This is a genomic window from Paragemmobacter amnigenus, assembly GCF_009908265.2.
Lineage (GTDB): Bacteria > Pseudomonadota > Alphaproteobacteria > Rhodobacterales > Rhodobacteraceae > Paragemmobacter > Paragemmobacter amnigenus.
The window spans coordinates 21,680-44,639 of record NZ_JAAATX020000011.1; the positions used below are offsets into that span (position 1 = coordinate 21,680).

A 22,960-nucleotide genomic window follows, 5' to 3' on the forward strand; every position below is an offset into this window, starting at 1 on the left:
CAAGCCCGGGGCGCGCGCGGCTTGTCGTGGGCAAGCAGCGTCTGACACAAGGCCGCCGATCCGAAAAGCGACATGATCCTGTCGCGTCCGGCAATGGATTTGCGGCGGCGGGGTTGCATCCTCCGCCCCGTCGCGGTTCAGTGGACGCGGCAGGGCAGGGACGGGACGGATGCGCTATTCGGGTTTGCAGGTCATCAAGGAAGGGCTGTTCGGCAACAAGGGCTGGAAGCCCGCGTGGCGCGACCCCGCCCCCAAGGCCGAATATGACGCGATCATCATCGGGGGCGGCGGGCACGGGCTGTCGACCGCCTATTACCTTGCCAAGAACCACGGGATGACCAACATCGCCGTGCTGGAAAAGGGCTATCTGGGGTCCGGCAATATCGGGCGGAACACGACCATCGTGCGCGCCAATTACTTCCTGCCGGGGAATTCGGAGTTCTATTCCCATTCGCTGAAGCTGTGGGAAGGGCTGGAACTGGACCTGAATTACAACGTGATGCATTCGCAGCGCGGGCTGATCAACCTGTTCCATTCCGACGGCCAGCGCGACGCCTTCGCGCGGCGCGGCAACATGATGATCAATCAGGGTGACGACGCGATCCTGCTGGACCGCGAGGGCGTGCGCGAGATGCTGCCCTTCCTCGATTTCGAACAGACGCGGTTCCCGATCTATGGCGGGCTGTACCACCCGCGCGGGGGGACGGCGCGGCATGATGCGGTGGCCTGGGGCTATGCGCGGGGGGCGGACCGGCGGGGCGTGGACCTGATCCAGAACTGCGAGGTGACGGGGATCGACGTCGAGGGCGGTCGCGTCACGGGGGTGCAGACGACGCGCGGGGCGATCAAGGCCAAGAAGGTGGGGATCGTGGTGGCGGGGCGGTCAAGTCAGGTCGCGGCCATGGCGGGGATGCGCCTGCCGATTGAATCCCACATCCTGCAGGCCTTCGTGACCGAGGGGCTGAAGCCCGTGATCGACCATGTCATCAGCTTTGGCATGGGGCATTTCTACATCAGCCAGTCGGACAAGGGCGGTCTGGTCTTTGGCGGCGATCTGGATTTCTACGCAAGCTATGCCAGCCGCGGCAACCTGCCGATGGTGGAGCATGTGATGGAAGCGGGCATGACACTGATGCCGATGATCGGGCGGGCCAAGGTGCTGCGGTCATGGGGGGGGATCATGGACATGTCGCCCGACGGGTCGCCCATCATCGACCGCACGCCGGTCGACGGGCTGTTCATCGATTGCGGCTGGAATTACGGCGGGTTCAAGGCCGTGCCGGCCTCGGGCTGGTGCATGGCGCATCTGATGGCGACGGGGGAAAGCCACCCTGTCGCCGCCCGCTTCAAGCTGAACCGTTTTGCGACCGGCCACGTCATTGACGAAGAAGGCACGGGTTCGCAGCACAACCTCCACTGAAGGCACGGGAAAATGCGGATCAACTGCCCCCTTTGCGGCACGCGCGACCGTCGCGAGTTCTATTACTACGGCGCCGAGGACTATCTGGACCGTCCCGCGCCGGAGGCCCCCGCGCAGGCGTGGGATGATTACCTGCACAACCGCGACAACCCTGCGGGGGTGACGCGGGACCTGTGGTATCACGATCTGGGCTGTTCGAGCTGGCTTGTGGTCACGCGCAATACGGTGACGCACGAGATTCTGGCGGTGGAAGCCGTGGCGGACCGGAAAGGCGGTGCGGCATGAGGCTGGAGGGCAAGGGTCTGGTCGACCGCGGCGCGCCGGTCAGTTTCACCTTTGACGGGCGCAGCTATATGGGGTTTGCGGGGGATACGCTGGCATCCGCCCTGCTGGCGAATGACGTGCGGCTGGTGGGGCGGAGTTTCAAGTATCACCGCCCGCGCGGCATCCTGACCGCAGGGTCGGAAGAGCCCAACGCGCTGGTCGAGGTGGTGGAGGGCAATCAGCAGACGCCCAATGTGCGCGCGACCGTGCAGGAAGTGTTCGACGGGCTGGTGGCGCGGAGCCAGAACCGCTTTCCTTCGCTGTCCTTTGACGTAATGGGGGTGAACGACCTGCTGTCGCCGTTCTTCTCGGCCGGGTTCTATTACAAGACCTTCATGTGGCCGCGCCCGTTCTGGGAAAAGCTCTATGAACCGCTGATCCGCCGCGCGGCGGGACTGGGGCGGCTGTCGGGGCGGCATGACGAGGCGCAGTATGAAAAGGCATGGGCCTTTTGCGATGTGCTGGTGATCGGGTCGGGACCGGCGGGGTTGATGGCGGCGCTGACGGCGGCGCAGGCGGGGGCGGATGTCATTCTGGCGGAAGAGGACGCGCGCATGGGCGGGCGGCTTTTGTCCGAGAATTGCCGCGTGGACGGCCAGCCCGGGGCGGATTGGGCCGAGGCCGTGCTGGACGAGTTGCGGGGCATGCCCAATGTGCGGCTGATGGCGCGGACCACGGTGACGGGGGCCTATGACGACGGCACCTTTGGCGCGCTGGAGCGGGTGGGGCTGCACCGTGCGCCCGCGCCGCATCTGCCGCGCGAATGTTTCTGGCGGATCGTGGCGGGGCAGGCGGTGCTGGCGGCCGGTGCGCTGGAGCGGGCGGTGGGGTTCCCCGACAATGACAGGCCGGGGATCATGCTGGCCTCGGCCGTGCGGTCCTATCTGCACCGCTATGGCGTGGTGGCGGGCCAGCGGGTGGCGGTTCTGGCCAATAATGACGGGGCGCGGGCCACGGCGCGCGATCTGATGGCGGCGGGGGTGAAGGTGGTCGGTATCCTCGACACCCGCCCCGATGCGAGCGCGGTGGAGGATTGTCCGGTCTATCTGAACGCGCAGGTGACGGGGACGGCGGGGCGGACGGGCCTGCGGTCGGTGTCGTTCCGCCATGCGGGCGGGGCGGCGGTGCTGGAGGTCGATCTGCTGGCCGTGTCGGGGGGGTGGAACCCGACGGTGCATCTGACCTGCCATATGAACGGGCGGCCCCTGTGGCGCGAGGATATCGCGGCCTTTGTCCCGTCACCCGGGGCCGTGCCGCGCCTGACGGCGGCGGGGGCGTGCAACGGGGCCTTTTCCACCGCCGGATGCCTGCGCGAGGGGCGGGATGCGGCGCTGGTGGCGCTGGCAGCGCTGGGCAGGGCTGCGTCGGACGTAGCGTTGCCGGTGGCGGAGGATGCGCCCTATGCCATAACCCCCTTCTGGGAGACGCCGGGGGTCGAGGGGCGGCAGTGGCTGGACTTTGCCAATGACGTGACGACCAAGGATGTGAAGCTGTCGGCGCAGGAGAATTTCCGCAGCGTCGAGCATATGAAGCGCTATACCACGCAAGGGATGGCCCCCGATCAGGGCAAGAATTCCAATGTGGCCGCGCTGGCCGTGCTGGCCGATGCGACGGGGCGGGGCATTCCGCAGACGGGGACGACGACCTTTCGTCCGCCTTTCGTGCCCACATCGATCGCCGCGATGGGGGCGGGGGGGCGTGGGGCGGGGTTCGCGCCGCAACGCTTCCTGACCTCGGATCAGGCGAGCCGCGACAGGGGCGCGCCGATGATCGAGGCGGGGCTGTGGTATCGGCCGAGCTATTTCCCGAAACCGGGCGAGGCGACATGGCTGGAGTCCTGCAACCGCGAAGTGCTGATGGTGCGCGAGAGCGTGGGCGTGGCGGATGTGTCCACGCTGGGCAAGATCGACATTCAGGGGCGGGACGCGGCGCGGTTTCTGGATCTGGTCTATACCAACACCTTTTCCACGCTGCCCGTGGGGAGGGTGCGGTACGGGTTGATGTTGCGCGAGGACGGGCATGTGCTGGATGACGGCACGACGGCGCGGCTGGGCGAGCAGCATTATCTGATGACCACCACGACCGCCGCGGCGGGGCTGGTGATGCGGCATCTGGATTTCGTGCATCAGGCGTTCTGCGCGGATTGGGATGTGCGGTTCGTGTCGGTGACGGAGGGCTGGGCGCAGTTCGCCGTGGCGGGGCCGAAGGCGCGGGAGTTGTTGGCGACGCTGCTGGGCGAGGTGCCTGCGCTGCCTTTCATGGGGGTGGCGGATGTGGCGCTGGGGTCGGTGAAGGGGCGGCTGTTCCGGATCAGTTTCAGCGGCGAGGAAGGGTACGAGATCGCGGTGCCGACGCGCCATGGCGAGGCGTTGTTCCGCGACCTGCTGGCGCGGGCCGAGACGATGGGGGGCGGGCCATACGGGATGGAGGCGCTGAACGTCCTGCGGATCGAGAAGGGCTTTATCACCCATGCCGAGATCCACGGGCGGACCACCGCCTTTGACATCGGGATGGAGAAGATGGTCAGCGCCAAGAAGGACTGCATCGGCAAGGCGGCCGCTGCCCGTCCGGGGATGGTGGGGCCGGAGCGGGAGCAACTGGTGGGTCTGAAGGCCACGGGCGCCATGACGGCAGGGGCGCATCTGTTCGTGCCGGGCGAGCGGGTGCATCGCGAGACGGATCAGGGCTATGTCACATCCGTCTGCTGGTCGCCGGTGATGGGGGCGCATCTGGCGCTGGGATTCCTGAAGAATGGCCGCGCGCGGCATGGCGAGCGGGTGCGCGTGGTGGACCATCTGCGCAAGATCGACGTGGTGGCCGAGGTCTGTGACCCGGTGTTCCATGACAGGGAAGGGGTGAAGCTTCGTGCCTGAGCTGATTGCGAAAAGCGCCCTGCACGGGCAGGCGCCGAAGGTGGCGCTGGGGACGACCCTTTCGGAAGGGGTCGTGGAGAAGATGGTGTCGGTCGCGCCCTATCCGGGGCGCGGGGCGGCGGTGGATGCGGTGCTGGGGGCCTTGGGCCTGCGCTTTCCGGCGGCGGGCGAGGCGGTGGCGGCGGGCGACGTTCGGCTGATCTGGGTGGGGCGCGGGATGGCGTTCCTGCTGGGCGCCGATGCGCCCGCGGGGTTGGCAGAGCATGCGGCGCTGACGGATCAGGCGGATGGCTGGGCGGTCTTGCGGATTGCGGGGCCTGTGGCGGTGGATGCGTTGATGCGGCCCTTTCCGGTGGATTTGCGGGCGGCGGCCTTTCCGGTGGGGAAGGTTGCGCGGGTGCCGTTGAACCACATGCAGGCGGTGCTGTGCCGCACGGGCGAGGACGCGTTCGAGATCATGGTGTTCCGGTCGATGGCGCGGACGGCATGGCATGAGATCGCCGAGGCGATGGACGTGCTGGAGGCGCGGGCGCGGGCGTCGTGATTGAACCGCGCGCGGCTTGGCGCTAGGGTCGGGGTGTCCGCGCCGAGTCCTTCCCCCTTCTGTCGGCGGGCGGTTCCCGATCCACCGAAGGGGGTGGGCGATGGGGGGACATGTCATGCCTGAGACCGAAATCCTGATCCGTGGCGCGGCGGCTGTTGTCACGATGGACGGCGCGCGGCACGAGATCGCGGGGGGCGATGTGCTGATCCGCGGGGGCGTCGTGGCCGCCGTGGGGCAGGGGCTGTCCACGACCGGCGAGGTGGTCGAGGCGCGGGGTTGCGTCGTCACGCCGGGATTGGTGAATACGCATCATCATCTGTACCAGACACTGACGCGCGCGGTGCCGGGGGGGCAGGATGCGCTGCTGTTCGGGTGGCTAAAGACGCTCTATCCGATCTGGGGGCGGTTCGGGCCGGAGGAGATGTTCGTCTCGGCGCAGGTGGGGCTGGCGGAGCTGGCGCTGTCGGGCTGCACGCTGACGTCGGATCATTTGTATCTTTTCCCCAACGGGGCGCGGCTGGATGACACGATCGCGGCGGCGGGCGAGGTGGGGCTGCGGTTCCATCCGACGCGGGGCGCGATGAGCATCGGCGAGAGCGACGGGGGCCTGCCGCCGGATGCGCTGGTGGAGGAGGAGCGCGCCATTCTGGAGGATTGCATCCGCGTGGTGGATGCCTTTCACGACCCGCGCGAGGGGGCGATGGTGCGGGTGGGGCTGGCGCCCTGTTCGCCGTTTTCGGTGAGCCGCGATCTGATGCGGGATGCGGCGGTGCTGGCGCGGGACAAGGGGGTGATGCTGCACACCCATCTGGCCGAGAATGACGAGGATATCGCCTATTCGCTGGCGCAGTTCGGCTGCCGTCCGGGGCAGTATGCGGAAGAGTTGGGATGGACCGGCGACGATGTCTGGCACGCGCATTGCGTGAAGCTGGATGGTTCGGAAATTGAACTTTTCGCCCGGTCGGGGACGGGGGTGGCGCATTGTCCCTGTTCGAATTGTCGCCTCGGGTCCGGGATCGCGCCGGTGCGGGCGATGCGGGATCGCCGGGTGAAGGTGGGGTTGGGCGTCGACGGGTCGGCGTCGAACGATGCGGGCAATCTGGTGGCCGAGGCGCGGCAGGCGATGCTGTTGCAGCGGGTGGCGCGGGGGGGCGATGCGATGGGGGTGCGCGAGGCGCTGGAGATCGCGACGCTGGGCGGCGCGCGGGTGCTGGGGCGGGGCGATTGCGGGTCGCTGGAGGCGGGCAAGCGCGCGGATGTGGCGGTGTGGGACGTGTCGGGCGTGGAAAGCGCGGGAAGCTGGGATCCGGTGGGGGCGCTCTTGCTGTGCGGGCCAACGCGGGTGACGCATCTGTTCGTCGAGGGGAAACAGGTGGTCCGCGACGGGCAGATGGTGACGATCGACCTGCCCCGCGTGGTGGAGCGGCAGAACCGTCTGGCGGCGCGGCTGATGGGGTGATAGGCGGGGGCCATGTCGCACAATTACGAAGCCCAGAGACGCGAGACCTTTGCCACCTTCAAGGGGGCCAAGGGATTGCCCGCGCAATCGGTCGTGGAGTTCATCTTCTTCGTCGAGGAGACGGACGCGAATTGGGGTGCCTTTGAAAAGGCGCTGAAGGCGCGGGGGTTCAGGACGCGGCGGGTGGGCGATGACGAGACGGTCATCGCCAGTTTCGGCCCCATCCCCGTGACGCCCGAGGCGATCTGGGACAAGGAGCGGCTGGCGACAGAGATCGCGCTGGCCCATGATTTCTATCCCGACGGCTGGGAACTGGCGGAGTGACCGCCTGAGCGTTTCCGGGACGGGGCCGTCCGCTGTGCCGTAACCTGTGCCGCAGGGTGTACATACCGCAAGCCGCGAGGGGGGATGGATGCAGGGACCGACGGATGCCTACAGACCGGCCGAGATCGGCGCGCTGATCGAGACGGCGGGGGTGGCCAAGGCCGCGCTGCCCGCCGGGCGGATGCTGGTTCTGGCGATGCTGGCGGGGGTGTTCATCGGGTTCGGCGCGGCGGCGTGGTGCGCGGCGATGGCGGGGGCGGATACGGGCTTTGGCCCTGCGCGGGTGCTGGGGGGCGCGGTCTTTGCGCTGGGCCTGATCCTTGTGGTCGTGGGGGGCGCGGAGCTGTTCACGGGCAATGCGCTGATGGTGATGGCGGCTGTGGATCGCCGGATCACGGTGGCGGCCCTGCTGCGGAACTGGGGGATCGTCTGGATAGGCAACCTGATCGGGGCGGTGGCGCTGGCGGCGGGGTTCGGGCTGACGGGGCTGCTGGACGGGCCTGCGGGCGTGGTGGCGGCCAAGGCGGCTGTGGCCAAGGCGGGGCTGGGTCCGGTCGAGGCAGTGGCGCGGGGCGTCCTGTGCAATGCGCTGGTCTGTCTGGCGGTCTGGCTGTCCTTTGCGGCGCGGTCGGTGACGGACCGGGTGCTGGCTGTGCTGTGGCCGGTGATGGCCTTTGTCCTGCTGGGGCTGGAGCATTCGGTGGCCAACATGTTCCTGCTGCCTGCCGGATGGCTGGCGGGGGGCGAGGTGGGGCTGGCGGGGGCTGCGGGCAACCTGTTCTGGGTGACGCTGGGCAATGTGATCGGCGGCGCGGGGGGCGTGGCGCTGGCCTATCGCTTTGCCTATCCGGCGATGGCGGGAAAGTAGCAGCGGTCAGGCGGGCGGTTGCATTGCCGACTGGGCCGCGATCATGCGGTCGATCAGTGGTCGGTTGCGGCGGCGCCAGACCTGACGGGCGAGCGTGGCGAGGCGCCAATCCTCGGCCGCACGTTGCAGGGGGCCAAGGACCGGATCGGCAAGCAGACGGTCGCGTTCTTTCCGCAGGGCGGGCAGGTGACGCTGGATGCTGCGGTCCTCTTCGTGGTTGAAATCGCGGCTTTGCAGGTAGGAGAGCGGGTCGGGCGGCGCATTGCCCGCCGCGAAGCCGCGCAGATATTTCAGGATGATCATGTCCAGCGACTGGACCGAGTAATGGTTGATCTGGGCATGGGTGAAACTGGCGGCAGCCTCGATCCTGCCCCAGGCGCGGCTGGCGGGGGTGCCGTCGGCGTAGGCATGGCGGGCAGGGGGCAGGTCGGGGGGCAGGTCGGGGCGTTGTCGCGGGCGGTGGATGCCCGGTTTCAGAAAGGCAGCGGTGCGGAACAGCGCCTTGGGGGCAAAGCTGCCCCGCACCGCGCGATGCGACAGGGCGATGGCGCGGGTGAACTGTTCGGTCAGCAGGCCCGGTTCGAACCTGTGCCGTCCGGAGGTGCCGAACAGGCGCCAGTGGATCAGGAAGCAGTCCGCCTCGGGGGCGGCGGCGAAAAGGTCGGCAAGCTGGCCTGTGCCATGGTGGATATTCAGAAACTCGTCCGCGTCGATGAACAGCACCCAGGGCGCGGCCTGATAGACCGGATCAGTGGCGAGCTGATCGATGGCGATGGCCTGTGCGCGGGTGTTGCGGCCCTTGGGTGACGCGTTGCGGCGATGGGTGAGCAGGCCGAGGTCCTGCAGGCGGTCGAGCATGGCATCGGTGCCATCCTCGCAGTCGTTGCTGTAGATCAGGAAATGGTCGATGCCGATGGCCCGATGGTAGGCGATCCATTCCAGCAGGCCCGGCCCTTCGTTCTTCATGCAGCTGAACAGAAGGACGGGCGGACTGGGGGACATGGGGAACTCGCAACGCACACACGGCGCGAGAGTACCATGCGGGCGGGGTGCCGCAACCCGTCAGCGCAGGGGTTTGCCGCCGATCCAGACGGTTCTGACCGCGCGGTCGTCACCCATCATGATGGTGGGGAAGAGCGCCTCCCAGATCGTTTGCGCGCGGCGGGTGGCCTGTTCGATGGCGGGGGTGGAGGCGAGGTCGAGGATGGTCAGGTCCGCCTCCATCCCCGGGGCGATGTTGCCGATGCGGGTTTCGGCATGGAGCGCGCGGGCAGAGCCGACGGTGGCGAGCCAGATCAGCTGCGAGGGGTGCAGCGCGTGGCCGCGGAGTTGCGCGATTTCATAGGCGGCGGCCATGGTGTGCAGCATGGAGAAGGACGACCCGCCGCCGGTGTCGGTGGCAAGGCCCACGCGCAGGTGGCGGGCAAGGCCCATGTCGAAGAGGCCCGAGCCGATGAAGGTGTTGGAGGTCGGGCAGTGGACGAGGCTGGCGCCTGCCTCGATCAGGCGGGACTTTTCACGCTCGGTCAGGTGGATGGCGTGGCCGTAGAGCGCGCCTTCGCGCAGGAGGCCCTGGGATTCGTAGGTGTCGAGATAGTCGCGCGACTGGGGGAAGAGGTCGCGGACCCATGCGATTTCGTCCACCTGTTCGGAGAGGTGCGTCTGCATCAGGCAGTCGGGGTATTCGCGCCAGAGCGCGCCCATGGCGGCAAGCTGTTCGGGGGTGGAGGTGGGCGAGAAGCGGGGGGTGATGACATAGGAGAGCCGGTCCTGCCCGTGCCATTTTTCCAGGAGCCGCTTGGACTCGTCATAGGCCGATTGCGCGGTGTCGCGCAGCCCTTCGGGGGCGTTGCGGTCCATGCAGGTCTTGCCGGCGTAGATCCGCATCCCGCGCGATTGCGCGGCGGTGAAGATGGCGTCGACGCTGGCAGGGTGGATGGTGGTGTAGGTGCAGACGGTGGTGGTGCCATGGGCGGTGGCGAGGTCGAGGTAGCGGTCGGCGATTTCGGCCGCATAGGCGGGGTCGGCGAAGCGCATCTCTTCGGGGAAGGTATAGGTGTTGAGCCAGTCGATCAGCCGCTTGCCCCATGAGGCGATCATGGCGGTCTGGGGATAGTGGACATGGGCGTCGATGAAGCCCGCGGTGATGAGGCAGCGGCCATAGTCGTGGATGCGCGCCTGCGGGTGGCGGGCGCGCAGGGTCTCGGCGGGGCCGGTGGCGGTGATGCGGCCGCCTTCGACCAGAACCGCGCCATGGGATTCGTGATGTGCGGCGGTTTCGCCGGCCTCGAACGGGTCGGCGGTGAAGGACAGGACCTGTCCCAGAAGGAGATCGGGCATCGCTGCTCCTCTTGTGCCGCGTCCGGCATGTCATGCGTCTCTTGCAAACCTATGCAGTTTGGGCGCATGGGTAAATTTCCCCGTGGCCCCTGTTTCGCAGAAACAGCTTTCGTTAGGCTGGGGGTAATCGGGCAAGGTGCGGCATGGCGGAAAACGAGGCAGCGGTCGAAGAGGTCGAGCTGGACGATGCGCGCGTGGAGGCGATCCGCGCGGCCGTGGGTTTTGGCGACCGTGACCGCGTGCTGGCACTGGTGGAGCCGTTGCATGCCGCAGATATCGCGGACTTTCTGGAGCAGATCGAGCCCGAGGAGCGGCGGGGGTTCCTGCTGCTCTATTCCGGCGAGATCGACGGGGACCTGCTGTCCGAGATCGACGAGACGATCCGCGAGGAGGTGATCGAGAGCCTGCCCGCCGAGGTGGTGGCCGAGGCGGTGCGCGATCTGGATACCGACGACGTGGTGGACATCCTCGAGGATCTGGAGGCATCGGCGCAGGGGCGCATCCTTGACGCGCTGGATATGGCCGACCGCGTGGCGGTGGAACAGGCGATGGCCTTTCCCGAGGGGTCGGCGGGGCGTCTGATGCAGCGCGAGGTGGTGGTCGCGCCCGAACACTGGACCGTGGGCGAGGCGATCGACCATCTGCGCGGGGCGGAGGCGCTGCCCGACCAGTTTTACCATGTCATCCTGATCGATCCGCGGATGAAGCCGCAGGGCTATGTCACGCTGGGGCGCATCCTGTCGGCGCGGCGCGATGCGGCCCTGCGCGATCTGGCCGAGGACAGTTTCCGCACGGTGGAGGCGACCGAGGAGGAATCCGAAGTGGCCTATATGTTCAACCAGTACCACCTGATTTCCTGCCCCGTGGTGGATGCGGGCGGGCGGCTGGTGGGGGTCATCACCATTGACGACGCGATGAACGTGCTGGACGAGGAGCACGAGGAGGACATGCTGCGCCTTGCCGGCGTGGGCGAGGAGGCGAGCGTGCTGGACGGGCCATGGGCAACGGTGCGGCAGCGCCTGCCGTGGCTGGTGGTGAACCTGTTCACCGCGTCGATCTCGGCCTTTGTCATCTCGCGTTTCGAGGCGACGATCACGGCTATCGTGGCGCTGGCCGCGCTGATGCCCATCGTGGCCTCGACCGGGGGGATCGCGGGGACGCAGTCACTGGCGGTGGCGGTGCGGGCGCTGGCGACGCGCGACCTGACGAGCGCGAACGCGCGGCGGGTGGTGATGCGGGAACTGGCGGCGGGGGCGATCAACGGGGCGGCGCTGGCGGCGATCATCGGGGTGGCGGGGGGGCTGATCTTTGCCGATCCGTGGATCGGGGGGGTGCTGGCCATGGCGATGGTGGTCAACCAGATCGTCGCCGCGCTGGGGGGCGTGATGGTGCCCCTGACGCTGGAGCGGATGGGGCTGGACCCTGCGCTGGCCTCGGGCACATTCGTCACGACGCTGACGGATGTGATGGGATTTCTGGCCTTTCTGGGTCTTGCGACACTGGTGCTGCTATGACGATGATCGACGACGCCAAGGCCGCGGCGCGAAAGGCGGCCTTTGCCGCGCGGAAGGAGGCCTTCGCGCGCGGGCAGGGGCAGGCGGCGGAGCTGCTGGCCGATGTTCTGGCGCCCCATCGTGGCAAGGCGCTGGCCGGATACATGGCGATGCGGACCGAGATCGACCCGACGGCGGCGATGGCCGCGCATCAGGGGCCGGTGGGCGTGCCGGTGATCCTTGGCGCGGGGCAGGCGCTGAAATTCCGCGAATGGTCGCCCGGCTGTGCGATGGTGGCGGGCGAGTTCGGCGCCTTCATCCCCGCCGAGGGGGCGTGGGTGGAGCCGGAGGTGGTGATCGTCCCCCTTGTCGGGTTTGACGCGCGGGGGTTCCGGCTGGGCTATGGCGGGGGGTTCTATGACCGCACGCTGGCGGGGCTGCGCGCGCGGCATCCGGTGCTGGCGGTGGGCTTTGCCTTCGATGCGCAGGAATTGCCCGAAGTGCCGATCGACCAGTATGACCAGCGGCTGGATGTGATCGTCACCGAAAGCGGCATCCGCCGTTTCGTCTGACCCGCTTCATCCCGGCCCAAATACCCCGGGGGTCCGGGGGCTGGCCCCCGGTCCGGCGGGTGGCAGAGGTGCGGTGGCGGGATTACTTGGCGATCTTTTCGTCCCGCACGAACATGTTGGCCCAGGCGCGGTCGATCAGGGCGGGGGTCATCTGGTAGGGGATGCCCTCGAATTCGCAGATGGCGATCATCTGGTCGATCAGGAAGACCGGCTGGTAGTTGGCGAAGTTGTTGTTGATCGTGGGATATTTCACTTTGAGCAGGTGGATCAGCGCCTTTTCGTCCAGCGGCATCTTCTTCTTGCGGGCCACGAGGGCGAAGATCTTGAGGAAGTTCTCCTGATCGGGGCCGTCGATCTTGATCTTGAAGAAGATACGCCGCAGGGCCGCGCCGTCGAAGATCTCGTTCGGGTGGAAGTTGGTGGAGAAGATCACCAGCGTGTCGAAGGGCACCGTGAATTTCTCGCCCGATTGCAGGGCGAGGATGTCGCGGCTTTCTTCCAGCGGGACGATCCAGCGGTTGACGATCTTTTGCGGGGGTTCGGACTGGCGGCCCAAATCGTCGATGATGAAGATGCCGCCCGTGGCCTTGAGTTGCAGCGAGGCGGTGTAGGTCCGCGCGGTGGGGTTGTATTTCAGGTCGAGCATGTCGAGCGTCAGTTCGCCGCCCGTGATGACGGTGGGGCGTTCGCAGCGGACATAGCGCGCGTCGAAGCGGTTGCCGGTGCGGCGCAGGGAATTGGGGTCGTCGGTCTGTTCCTCGGCCGCGGAATGGACGATGGGGTCGTAGACCGTGATGATCTGGCCGGAATATTCGATGGCGCGGGGGACATAGATCTTGTCCCCCAGCGCGTCACGGATGCCGTTCGAGATCGAGGATTTCCCGTTGCCGGGGGGGCCGTACATCAGGATCGACCGGCCCGACGAGACGGCAGGGCCGAGGTTGTCGATCAGGTCGGGCGGCAGGATCAGGTGGCCCATGCCGCGCATCAGGTCGGCGCGGGTGAGGGTGAGGTTGCGGATCGACTGCCGCTTGACCTGTTCCTTGTACATCTCCAGCGGGACGGGGGCGGCGCCGTAATATTCGGACTGCGCCAGCGCGTCGAGCGCGCGGGCCTTGCCGGCATCGGTGAGCTGGTAGCCCATCTCGTTGCCGGAGGTGGCGTGCAGGGTGCCCGTCGCCTCGATGAATTTCTGGCCGCGGGCGGCGTCGATCATGTCCTGGATCAGGGTGACGGGCAGGCAGATGACGCGCGAGAGGTCCGAGATGTATTCGAGGTTCATCCGGAACATGGTCTTGAGCAGCAGGTCGCGCAGCAGGACCGGCGACAGGCCCGTTTCCGCGATGCTGCGCGGCAGCGGCGGCGGGGTGACGCCGGACGGGGCAAGGGTCGCGGGCGACAGGGCGGCGGGGGCGTTCATCGGCGGGAGACTCCGGTCGGAAGCTGTGCGTCCCGACCGGATTAGCCGCGCTTCATGGAGAAATTCGGGCAGAGATGAGGAGAGCGATCACAAAATAGAAGATGATCGTGCCCGAAAGCGCGAGGCCCATGGGGAATTTGACATGGGTCCAGCTTTCCCAGTCGGGGGTGGCGCGGCGGAAGGCGGGCAGGGCGCGCAGGAGGCGGTGGGCGAGGAAGGCCGCGATGAGGCAGCCCGCGAAGAGGGTGGAGACGAGCGAGAGGCTGGAGCCTGCGAAATAGGGGGCCATGGCGGCGGCGAATTTCGCGTCGCCCGCCCCGACAAGGCGCAGGGTGGCGACGAGGAAGCCCGCGACCAGCGTGATTGCCCCGAGCGCCAGCCCCCAGAGGTAGAGGTCGAAGGGCAGGGCGGGAAGGCCCAGCACGACATAGGCCCCCGCCAGCGCCAGAACGGCGGTGTTCGGGATCTTCATGAATTTCATGTCGGACCAAGCGACCCAGATGCCGATGGCCAGAGCGGGGGGAAGCAACCAGAGCGCCGTCTGTGCGGACGGGAAATCGGAAACGACAAGCATGGGATCAGGCCTCGAGCGCGGCGAGGCTGCGGACGGCGGCCTCGAAATGCTGGGGATGGGTGGAGATGGCGTCTTGCAGGAGCGCCTTGCCCACGGCGGTGTCGCCCTTCTTGAGGGCGGTCAGCGCAAGGGTGTAGAGCAGTTCGGCCTTTTCCGTCTGGGTCATCGGCACGACGGGCAGGTCGTATTTGCGCTGGGCGCCGCGCGCCATGACGAGGTTGTTCTTGGCCGTGAAGAGCGTGTCGTCATAGGTCAGGGCGCGCACGAAGAGGAGTTCCGCCCCCGCGTAATCCTGCCGCGAGAGTTTCGAGAAGCCCCAGTTGTTGTAGACACCCGAAGGCTGGGTCGTCATGCCGGCGGCGATTTCGTAAAAGCTGTCGGCCTTTTTCCAGTCCTTGCGGCTGTCGGCCACCATCGCCTCGAGCCGGTAGCGTTCGAAGGTCTCGTGCGTGGGGGGGATGCGGTTCAGTTCGGCTTCGGCCTTTTTCCAGTCATTGGTTCGGATATAGGCATCGGCCAGCGTGACGCGGTCATCCATCGTGCCTTCGGGCGAGGCGACGACGGCCTGCCAGACGGTCGCGGCCTCGGCCGGGCGCTGGGCGCGGATGAGCGATTTGGCGAGCCCCCGTTTCAGGTCGATGCGGTCGGGGTTTTCGCTGCTGGCCTTGGTGAAATAGGCGACCGCCTCTTTCGGGTCGCCCACGGTGAGCATGATGTCGTTGAGGTTCGTCTCGTCGATGACGTTCACGCTCTGGATGGCGCGCTGCACCTCGGCGTCGGAGGTGCGGTTGCAGGCGGAAAGGCCCGCCGTGCCGGCAAGGCACAGGGCCGCGATGACGGTGTGGCGCATACTGCTCTGCGTCCTCTGCTGAATGGACGTCTTGCCCTAGAACTGCGAGAGGAGGACGAAGCGCCCCTGACCGCGCCGAACGAGGGTGAAGTCCGGTTTTTCTTTGGGTGCAGTGTATACCGCACTTTCGCTTTCCGCGATAGCGAGGCGCAGATTTTCGCGTATGGAGTCCGTTTCGCCACTGTCCAGCGCGAAGGCCTGCTGGAAGATACGCCGCGCCTCGCCCGCCTTGCCCTGTTCCATCAGCACGACGCCAAGGTTGTTGAGGGCGGGAACGAAGGTCGGGTCGCGCTTGATGGCCTGCCGGAGCAGGTCTTCGGCCTGTCCGAGGCGGCCGAGATGGAGGTTGGCGGAGCCGAGGGCGGAGAGGACATCGGCGTTCAGCCCCTGCTGGGCGGCGGCGCGCATATAGGCCTTGAGCGCGAGTTCGTATTCGCCCGCATCCATCAGGCGGTGGCCGACGATCAGCCCGTCCTCGCCATCGGCGCGGCTGTCGATGCCGGGGGGCGTGCGACCGTCGGATGCGACAAGACCGCCTGTCGGCTGACAGGCGGCCAGAAGGATCAGACCTGCGGCAAGGGCAGGCGGGTATTGCAATCGCACCGTGGGCTCAGCCTCCGAACGCCTTCATGACGCCGTGGATGGAAGGTCCGATCAGGATGATCATCAACGGCGGCACCGTGAAGAGCATTGTGCCGAGCGTCAGCTTGGTCGGCAAGGTGTTTGCCGTCTCTTCGGCCCGCATCACGCGCTTGTCCCGCATTTCGGAGGAGTAGACGCGCAGCGCCTCGGCGATCGAGGTGCCGAAGGTGGCGGACTGGATCATGGTGGTGACGAAAGAGGTGATGTCGGGCAGGCCCACGCGTTCGGACATGTCGCGCAGCACCGTCACGCGTTCCTTGCCGGCGCGGACCTCCTGGCTCACGATGTCGAATTCCTCGGCCAGGTCGGGATAGGCCGAGCCGATCTCGCGCGCCACGCGGGCGATGGACTGGTCGAGCGACTGGCCCGCCTCGACGCAGACGAGCATCATGTCGAGCGCGTCGGGGAAGCCTTCGGTGATGGCCTGCTGGCGCACGGCAAGGCGGCGCTGCACCCAGTAGGTGGGCAGGTAATAGCCCGCGCCGGCGGGCAAGAGCACCGAGAGCGCCATGGCCTGCATGTCGAGCGACTGCACGCGGCTGACGAGGAAGGCATAGACGACGCCCGCGAGCATGAACCCGATGGCCAGCAGGAACTGCATGGCGTGGAACATGCGGACCGCGTTCTTGGAGCGGTAGCCCGCGCGCAGCATCCGGAGCCGCGCGGCGGACATCTGTTCCTTGTCCTGCGGTTCGAGGAAATGCGCGAACTTGTTGAGCTTGTCGTTGCGGTCCGAGGCGCGGCGCAGGTCGCCTTCGGGGACGGGGCGGTCCTTGGCGCGGTCGGCGGTCTGGCGGGGCTGCTTGATCTTGTCGAAGGGTTCCGGCTCTTTTTTCAGCAGGATCGGCAGGGTGACGACGATCAGGACCAGACCCAGCGCCCCTGTCAGCAGGAGCGGCCCGTGTTCGCCCAGACGGGCGACGATCATGGCGTTGAGTGTGTCGAGCATGGGTCAGACCTTGATGTTGACCATCATCTTCATGAAGATGATGTTGACCACGAGGAAGGTGCATACGAAGAGTGCCGCAGGCACGAAATACTGGGTGTCCTTCACGCCGTCGTAATAGTCGGGCTTGAGCATCTGGATCAGCACGAGTGCCACGACGGGGAAGGCCGACAGGAACATGCCGGACCATTTCGCCTCGGCCGTGATGGCCTTGACGCGGCGGAAGAGCTTGAACCGCGAGCGGATCACCTTGGCCAGACCGTCGAGGATTTCGGCAAGGTTGCCGCCCGACTGCTGCTGGATCGACACGGCGACGGCGAGGAAGTGGAGGTCCTGGTTGTCCATGCGGGTGGCGAAGGCGCGCAGGCTTTCGGCCACGTCGCGGCCATAGGTCGCCTCGTCCGCGATCAGGCCGAATTCGGTGCCGAGCGGGTCGGGAACCTCTTTCGAGACGATGGCGATGGCGTTGGAAAAGGGATGGCCCACGCGCAGCGAGCGCACCATGAGTTCGACGGCATCGGGAAGCTGCTCTTCCAGCATCGACATGCGCTTCTTGGCCTTGCGGGCGACCCAGACATAGACGCCGCCCACGCCCATCGCCACGGCAAGCGCGATGCGGACGGGTGTTTCGGCCGAGGTGCCGAGCGTGAGGCCGACATAGGCCACCACGCCCAGACCGGCCATGATCATCACGAGCTGGCGCGGGGTGAAGGCGATGTTGGCCTTTTGCGCCTTGGAGGCGAGGATCTTGTAGAGCGGGATGCCGCGGGCGTTCATGTGCTGCGACATCTCCTTGCGGAGCTGTTCGAGCACCTGTTCGCGGTTCTGGTTCTTTTCCAGAAGGGCGAGGCGGCGGCTGACCTTGGAGTCGAGGCTGATCGATTTGCCGAAGACGGTGAGATAGAGCCCCTCGACCATCACGACGACGGCGACGAAGATCACGATGTAGATGAGCGGGGCGGCGCTGAATTCCATTGGGACGGGCCTCAGATGATGGGTTCGTAGATGGAGGCGGGCAGGTCGTAGCCCCATTGGCGGAAGCGGTCGGAGTAGTGCGAGCGCACGCCGGTCGCGTTGAAGCGCCCGATGATCTTGCCCGAGGGTTCGACGCCGAGCCGTTCGTAGCGGAAGATTTCCTGCATCGAGATCACCTCGCCCTCCATCCCTGTGATCTCGGTGATCGACACCATGCGGCGCGAGCCGTCCTGAAGGCGGCTTGCCTGCACGATCAGGTTGACGGCCGAGGCGATCTGCGAGCGGACGGCCTTGAGCGGCATGTCTATGCCCGCCATGGCAACCATGTTTTCCAGACGCGAGATGCCGTCGCGGGCGTTGTTGGCGTGGATCGTGGTCATCGATCCGTCATGGCCGGTGTTCATGGCCTGAAGCATGTCGATGACTTCCTCGCCGCGGGTTTCGCCGACGATGATGCGGTCGGGGCGCATCCGCAGCGCGTTCCTGAGACAGTCGCGCTGGGTCACGGCGCCCTTGCCTTCGACGTTGGCGGGGCGGCTTTCCATGCGGCCGACATGGACCTGCTGGAGCTGGAGTTCGGCCGTATCCTCGATCGTCAGGACGCGTTCGGTGTTGTCGATGAAGGAGGAGAGCGCGTTGAGCGTGGTGGTCTTGCCCGAGCCCGTGCCGCCCGAGACGATGATGTTCAGGCGGGTGGAGACGGCAGCCTGCAGATAGGCGGCCATCTCTTCGGTGAAGGCACCGAAGCGGACGAGGTCGGCGATGCCCAGCTTTTCCTTCTTGAATTTGCGGATCGAGACGAGCGATCCGTCCACCGCGACGGGGGGAACCATGCAGTTGAAGCGCGAGCCGTCGGCAAGGCGGGCGTCGCAATAGGGGTTGGATTCATCGACGCGGCGGCCCACGGCGGAGACGATCTTGTCGATGATCCGCAGGAGGTGGCGTTCGTCCTTGAAGGTGACGTCGGTCAGGGTCAGCTTGCCGCCGCGTTCGACGAAGATGCGGTTGGGACCGTTCACGAGGATGTCGGACACGCTGTCATCCTTGAGCAGCGGTTCCAGCGGGCCGAGGCCCATGACTTCGTCGTAGAGTTCCTGATTGAGCGTCGCGCGGTCGTCCTTGTTCAGGGCAACCGACATCTCGGACAGGGCCTCGGAGGTGATTTCCGCGATCTCGGCCTTGAGGTTGGCTTCGGTGGCGTGTTCCAGCGCGGCGAGGTTGAGGCTTTCGAGGAGCTTCTTGTGAAGCTCTACCTTCAGCTCCATCAGTCGTTCCTTGCGCTTTTTCTCCTTGTCCGCGGCGGCGGCCTCGGGCGTGGCGGGCACGATGGCGGGACGGGCGGCGAGCATGGATTTCGGCGCGGCGGGTGCGGCGGCCTGTGCAGGGGTCGCGGTGGCGACCGGCACCACGGGGCGCAGTTCGGGACGGGTGTCGACGGCGTCGGATTTCTTGAAACGGGAAAACATGGCGATGGCCCCCCCCAGGCCCGGGACAGACGGTCGGTCAGGCGGTTACTTGCGGCCGGTTTCCACGGCGCGGTTCAGGTCGTGCAGCGACTTGGCCAGCTTTTGCAGCTCGCGCCGGACCGGATTCTTGGCTGCGGTCAGGGCCAGCGGGTTGCCGTGGTCATTGGCCTGCGTCACCTGCGGGCCGCCGTCGGGGATCTGCACCTCGAAGGAGATGTCGAGCGATTCCGACATGCGTTTCACGCGGCTCTTGGCAGAGAGGTCGGTGAATTTGGGCGCGCGGTTCAGCACGAAGCGGAGTTTCTCGTGCGGCAGCGTCTCGGCCTTGAGCGCGCGGACGAGGCGCAGCACGTTCTGGGCCGAGCGCAGGTCGAGGTCGAGCGTGGAGAAATACACATGGGCGCGGGTCAGGACGGTTTCGGTCCAGGCCACGATGGTTTTGGGCATGTCGATGATGACGAAGTCGAAATTCGCCTCGGCCATGTCGATGATGCGGGCGATGTCCTCGGGCGCGACGATGTCGAGCGGCAGCATGTCGGCGGGCGCGGTCAGGACGTGCAGCTTCTCGCCATAGGTGACCATCGCCTCGAGGAAGGCGTCGCTGTCGGCGGCGCCGGTGTCGGAGAGGAGTTCGAAGACCGCCTCCTTGCGGGGCAGGTCGAGATAGGTCGCGACCGAGCCATACTGGAAGTCGAAGTCCAGAAGGCAGACGCGGGGCGCGTTGGTCTTGTCGATGGTGGCCAGTTCCCACGCGAGATTGGCCGCGAAGGTCGAGGCACCCGATCCGCCCGAGAGGCCGTGCACGGGCAGGACGACGCCGTTGCGGTCGCCCTTGGCCTTGAAGCTGGGCGATTGCGGGGCGGGGTCGGGGACGGCGTGCAGATGCGTCACCGTGGCGGGCTGCGGCGCGGCCACGGGGGCGGCGGGGCGGCGGATGCGTTCGATCGCGTCCTTCAGCGCGCCGTCGGGCAGCGGGTAGGGAACGAAATCGTCGGCCCCCATCCGCAGGAGCTGGTGCAGGCCTGCGGGGCTGATGCGGTCGGCGATCAGGATGATCTTGATGTGGCGTTCGGCGGCGGATCTGATGATGCCGGTGATGCGGGAAAGATCCCCCTCATCCTCGCCGTTCACGGCGATGGCGACGAATTCGAGGCTTTCGGCATCGGGCTGCGACAGGAATTCATGTGCCTCGTCGAAGGACAGGTCGCCCCAGCTTTCGCCGAGTTCGAGTTCCATGTCGTCGATCAGCAGATCGAAATTCTGGATATCCCGCGAGATGGTGCAGGCCAGAATCGGTGCCGGTTCCGGCATCTTGTTCGCAGCAGTGCTCATCGCCTTCGTCCTCGTTTCCCGGGGCCTGCGTCGGGGGTGAGGACCGGTCCTTGCGGACAGGCGCACCACCGGCGACCCCGCACGGCAAAACGCCGTGAGATTGTTCCCAGTCGAGGGAAAGCTGGGGGGCAATGGTGGCGATTCTTGGGCTAGAAAAGCGTGATTGTTTGAAAAATGGGGACTTTCGGCGGGCAGGGGAAGCGCTGTTCGCGCAAAGCCGCAGCGCCGCGCGCGCAATCGGGGCGCGCGGCGGAAACATTCGGGCAAGCAGGCCCGCGGGCCGCTCAGGGTGCGGGGGCAGCGGCCGCGTCGCCTGCAGCGGCAACGGATTTGGGGCGCGGAATGGCCGAGTCGATATATTCGCGATAGATGATCGCGGCGTATTTGCCATCCAGCACGGTCGGGTGCCGTTTCAGGAAACCCGACACCTCGGTCACGGTGCGGCGGTTCTGCTGTTCCGGGCCGGGGGTGGCGATGACGGGGCGCGTCTCGCCATAGGAGACCAGAGCCTCGAGCCGGTTGCGCGAGATGCCGCGCGACGAGAAGAAGGCGACGACGGCTTCGGCGCGGCGCTGGCCCAGACGGCGGTTGTAGGCGTCGGAGCCGACGAGATCGGTATGGCCGTAGACGCGGAAGCGCACCTCGGGGAACTGGCGGATCCAGTCGGCCTGACGGGCGAGGGTGGATTGCGCCTCGGGCGAGAGCTGGGCGCTGTTGAAGGCGAAGGTGATGGTGGAGGGCACCTCGCGCGCGAAGCGTTCGCCCAGTGCCTGCACGGGGTCGATCTGGCCGGTCTGGACCAGCGTGTTGTTCATCGTGGAATTGCCGAAGCCCGCGCGGTTCATCTCGTGCCCGACCTCGCCCTGCAGGCAGCCGGAGAGAAGGGTGGCGGAGGCAAGGGCGGTTGCGGCGCGCAGCATCATCTGGCCCTCACTCCATCACATAGCCGTAGGAGCCGGTGAAGTCCTGACGGGCGACTTCGCCGGCGGCGCCCTTGCCCGCGCTCTTCTCGACATTGCCGAAGAGGAAGAGGTCCTTTTCGGAGGGCAGGCGGACGCGGTCGGTGGGCAGGGCCAGCGCCTCGCCCCGGGTGGGGGTGACGAGATGCGGGGTCACGATGATCACGAGTTCCGACTGCGAGCGCTGGTATTCGGCCGAGCGGAAGAGCGCGCCGAGCACGGGGATGTCGCCCAGCCAAGGCACCTGACCGTTCAGGTCGCGGAAGTCGTCCTGCAGGAGGCCCGCGATGGCGAAGGATTCCCCGTCGCGCATCTCCACCGTGGTGGAGGTTTCGCGGCGCTTGAAGGCGGTGAGGGTGATGTTATCCACCTCGGCCGTGACGGTGCCGTCGACCGAGGAGACGGCGGCCTTGATCTGCAGGTTGATCAGGTCACCGTCCACCACGGTGGGGGTGAAGGTCATCTCGACGCCGAAGGGTTTGTAATCGACCTTGATCGCGCCGTTGTCCGAGATCGGGACAGGATATTCGCCGCCCGCGAGGAAGGAGGCTTCCTGACCGGAGAGGGCGGTGAGGTTCGGTTCGGCAAGGGTGCGGACGACGCCTTTGGATTCAAGCGCTTCGAGCAGGATGCCGACCTGGAGGGAGCCTGCGGTGAAGCCGAGGAGCGCCGCGCCCTGCGCGTCGGGATTGAGCGCGACGTTCTGGTTGCCGAGTGTCTTGGGCACGGTAACGGGCAGGAAGGCGCCGGACTGCACGGCGCTGCGGTTCGAGCCGGTGCTGGCGGCGAGCGAGGCGGACAGGTTCTTGGCCACCTGACGCTGCATTTCGGCGAAGCGGACCTTGAGCATCACCTGCTGCGTGCCGCCGACGGTCATCAGGTTCGAGACGCGGTCGGGGGCGTAGCGCTGGGCAAGGTCGAGCGCGCGCGAGAGTTTCGCAGCCGAGGAGACGGTACCCGACAGGACGATGCCGTCATTGGCGGTGCGGACCTCGATCTTCTCGCCCGGCAGGATCTGGTTCAGGCGTTCCTTGAATTCGGCAATGTCGGTGACGACCTGCACCTCGACATTGGTGATCAGATCGCCTTCGGAGGAGAGGAGCGTCAGGGTGGTGCGTCCGGGCGTCTTGCCCAGCACGTAGATGGAGCGGTCCGACAGGGTGGAGATGTCCGCGATGCCGGGATTGGCGATGGAGAGTTCCGCGAAGGGAACGTCGCTTTCCAGCACGACGGCGCGGTTCATCGGCACCTCGAGCGACTGCGACGCCGTGCCCTCGACCACGCGGAGCACTTCGGCCATGGCCGTGGCGGTCAGGCCGGAGGCAAGGCCGAGGCCGAGCGCGCCCGCCATGAACAGTTGTCGCATTCGCATCGGTGACCTGCCCTTTCGATCACGCCTCAAACGCGGGTCTTTTCCGCCCGCTCCGTGCCGCAAGATGCCCGAAGTGGAGATTTATTGCAAGAATCACCAACTTAAGGCTGGAACCTGATGTGGATAAGTCGCACAGGGGATTGTCCGTCCCAAAAGATCGTAGTCCAAAAGAAACGACCCACCATATCCGGTGGGTCATTTCCGCCA

The 22,960-nt window shown here is 66.7% G+C and carries 21 protein-coding genes; 9 read left to right on the plus strand and 12 right to left on the minus strand.

The features are described 5' to 3' along the window. Positions 1–169 precede the first annotated feature (169 nt). The 7 genes from GU927_RS15330 (at position 170) to GU927_RS15360 (ending at position 7,812) form a co-directional block, all read left to right on the plus strand. Positions 170–1,420 carry a sarcosine oxidase subunit beta family protein gene (locus GU927_RS15330; protein ID WP_161763347.1) on the plus strand — a complete coding sequence of 417 codons (1,251 nt, stop codon included), beginning with the start codon at positions 170–172 and terminating at the stop codon, positions 1,418–1,420. A gap of 12 nt (positions 1,421–1,432) precedes the next feature. After that, a complete protein-coding gene (locus GU927_RS15335; protein ID WP_161763348.1) occupies positions 1,433–1,705 on the plus strand; it encodes a sarcosine oxidase subunit delta in 273 nt (90 codons plus the stop codon). Beyond that, complete coding sequence (locus GU927_RS15340; RefSeq protein WP_161763349.1) at positions 1,702–4,617, plus strand: sarcosine oxidase subunit alpha family protein; 2,916 nt, start codon at positions 1,702–1,704, stop codon at positions 4,615–4,617. The genes GU927_RS15335 and GU927_RS15340 overlap by 4 nt, the downstream gene beginning before the upstream one ends. Next, on the plus strand, positions 4,610–5,161 hold the full coding sequence (locus GU927_RS15345; protein ID WP_161763350.1) for a sarcosine oxidase subunit gamma: 552 nt from the start codon (positions 4,610–4,612) through the stop codon (positions 5,159–5,161). Before GU927_RS15340 ends, GU927_RS15345 begins: the two co-directional genes overlap by 8 nt. A 115-nt stretch (positions 5,162–5,276) precedes the next feature. Beyond that, positions 5,277–6,620 (plus strand): 8-oxoguanine deaminase, encoded by a 1,344-nt coding sequence (locus GU927_RS15350; RefSeq protein WP_161763351.1) that lies wholly within the window; start codon positions 5,277–5,279, stop codon positions 6,618–6,620. A 12-nt stretch (positions 6,621–6,632) separates the two neighbouring features. Further along, on the plus strand, positions 6,633–6,944 hold the full coding sequence (locus tag GU927_RS15355) for a hypothetical protein (RefSeq protein ID WP_161763352.1): 312 nt from the start codon (positions 6,633–6,635) through the stop codon (positions 6,942–6,944). 88 nt (positions 6,945–7,032) lie between these two features. Continuing rightward, positions 7,033–7,812, plus strand: coding sequence for a formate/nitrite transporter family protein (locus tag GU927_RS15360; RefSeq protein WP_161763353.1), 780 nt, complete (start codon positions 7,033–7,035; stop codon positions 7,810–7,812). A 6-nt stretch (positions 7,813–7,818) separates the two neighbouring features. Here GU927_RS15360 and GU927_RS15365 read toward each other — a convergent pair whose 3' ends face one another. Next, positions 7,819–8,778 (minus strand): glycosyltransferase family 2 protein, encoded by a 960-nt coding sequence (locus tag GU927_RS15365; RefSeq protein ID WP_217765700.1) that lies wholly within the window; start codon positions 8,776–8,778, stop codon positions 7,819–7,821. Positions 8,779–8,874: 96 nt separating this feature from the next. Continuing rightward, a complete protein-coding gene (guaD, locus tag GU927_RS15370; protein WP_161763355.1) occupies positions 8,875–10,152 on the minus strand; it encodes a guanine deaminase in 1,278 nt (425 codons plus the stop codon). 143 nt (positions 10,153–10,295) lie between these two features. On the opposite strand from guaD, the gene mgtE reads away from it, so the two are divergent. Continuing rightward, positions 10,296–11,666 carry a magnesium transporter gene (gene mgtE, locus GU927_RS15375; RefSeq protein WP_161763356.1) on the plus strand — a complete coding sequence of 457 codons (1,371 nt, stop codon included), beginning with the start codon at positions 10,296–10,298 and terminating at the stop codon, positions 11,664–11,666. Continuing rightward, complete coding sequence (locus GU927_RS15380; protein WP_161763357.1) at positions 11,663–12,217, plus strand: 5-formyltetrahydrofolate cyclo-ligase; 555 nt, start codon at positions 11,663–11,665, stop codon at positions 12,215–12,217. Before mgtE ends, GU927_RS15380 begins: the two co-directional genes overlap by 4 nt. An 82-nt stretch (positions 12,218–12,299) precedes the next feature. Here GU927_RS15380 and GU927_RS15385 read toward each other — a convergent pair whose 3' ends face one another. From GU927_RS15385 to GU927_RS15430, 10 genes are all read right to left on the minus strand, one after another. Beyond that, positions 12,300–13,637 carry an ATPase gene (locus GU927_RS15385; RefSeq protein ID WP_161763358.1) on the minus strand — a complete coding sequence of 446 codons (1,338 nt, stop codon included), beginning with the start codon at positions 13,635–13,637 and terminating at the stop codon, positions 12,300–12,302. A 52-nt stretch (positions 13,638–13,689) separates the two neighbouring features. Next, positions 13,690–14,211 carry a prepilin peptidase gene (locus GU927_RS15390; protein ID WP_161763359.1) on the minus strand — a complete coding sequence of 174 codons (522 nt, stop codon included), beginning with the start codon at positions 14,209–14,211 and terminating at the stop codon, positions 13,690–13,692. A gap of 4 nt (positions 14,212–14,215) precedes the next feature. After that, entirely contained in the window at positions 14,216–15,061 is an 846-nt protein-coding gene (locus GU927_RS15395) for a tetratricopeptide repeat protein (protein ID WP_161763360.1), read from the minus strand. Between the two features lie 36 nt (positions 15,062–15,097). Beyond that, a complete protein-coding gene (locus GU927_RS15400; RefSeq protein ID WP_232843830.1) occupies positions 15,098–15,658 on the minus strand; it encodes a tetratricopeptide repeat protein in 561 nt (186 codons plus the stop codon). A gap of 13 nt (positions 15,659–15,671) precedes the next feature. Beyond that, positions 15,672–16,652, minus strand: coding sequence for a type II secretion system F family protein (locus tag GU927_RS15405; RefSeq protein WP_161763361.1), 981 nt, complete (start codon positions 16,650–16,652; stop codon positions 15,672–15,674). A gap of 3 nt (positions 16,653–16,655) precedes the next feature. Beyond that, complete coding sequence (locus tag GU927_RS15410) at positions 16,656–17,624, minus strand: type II secretion system F family protein (protein WP_161763362.1); 969 nt, start codon at positions 17,622–17,624, stop codon at positions 16,656–16,658. Between the two features lie 11 nt (positions 17,625–17,635). Then, the gene (locus tag GU927_RS15415) at positions 17,636–19,090 is read right to left on the minus strand and encodes a CpaF family protein (protein WP_161763363.1); all 1,455 of its coding nucleotides are present in this window, start codon (positions 19,088–19,090) and stop codon (positions 17,636–17,638) included. A gap of 45 nt (positions 19,091–19,135) precedes the next feature. Continuing rightward, on the minus strand, positions 19,136–20,422 hold the full coding sequence (locus GU927_RS15420; RefSeq protein WP_161763364.1) for an AAA family ATPase: 1,287 nt from the start codon (positions 20,420–20,422) through the stop codon (positions 19,136–19,138). Between the two features lie 284 nt (positions 20,423–20,706). Then, positions 20,707–21,345 carry an OmpA family protein gene (locus GU927_RS15425; protein WP_161763365.1) on the minus strand — a complete coding sequence of 213 codons (639 nt, stop codon included), beginning with the start codon at positions 21,343–21,345 and terminating at the stop codon, positions 20,707–20,709. Positions 21,346–21,352: 7 nt separating this feature from the next. Further along, positions 21,353–22,753, minus strand: coding sequence for a type II and III secretion system protein family protein (locus GU927_RS15430; RefSeq protein ID WP_161763366.1), 1,401 nt, complete (start codon positions 22,751–22,753; stop codon positions 21,353–21,355). Positions 22,754–22,960 lie beyond the last annotated feature (207 nt).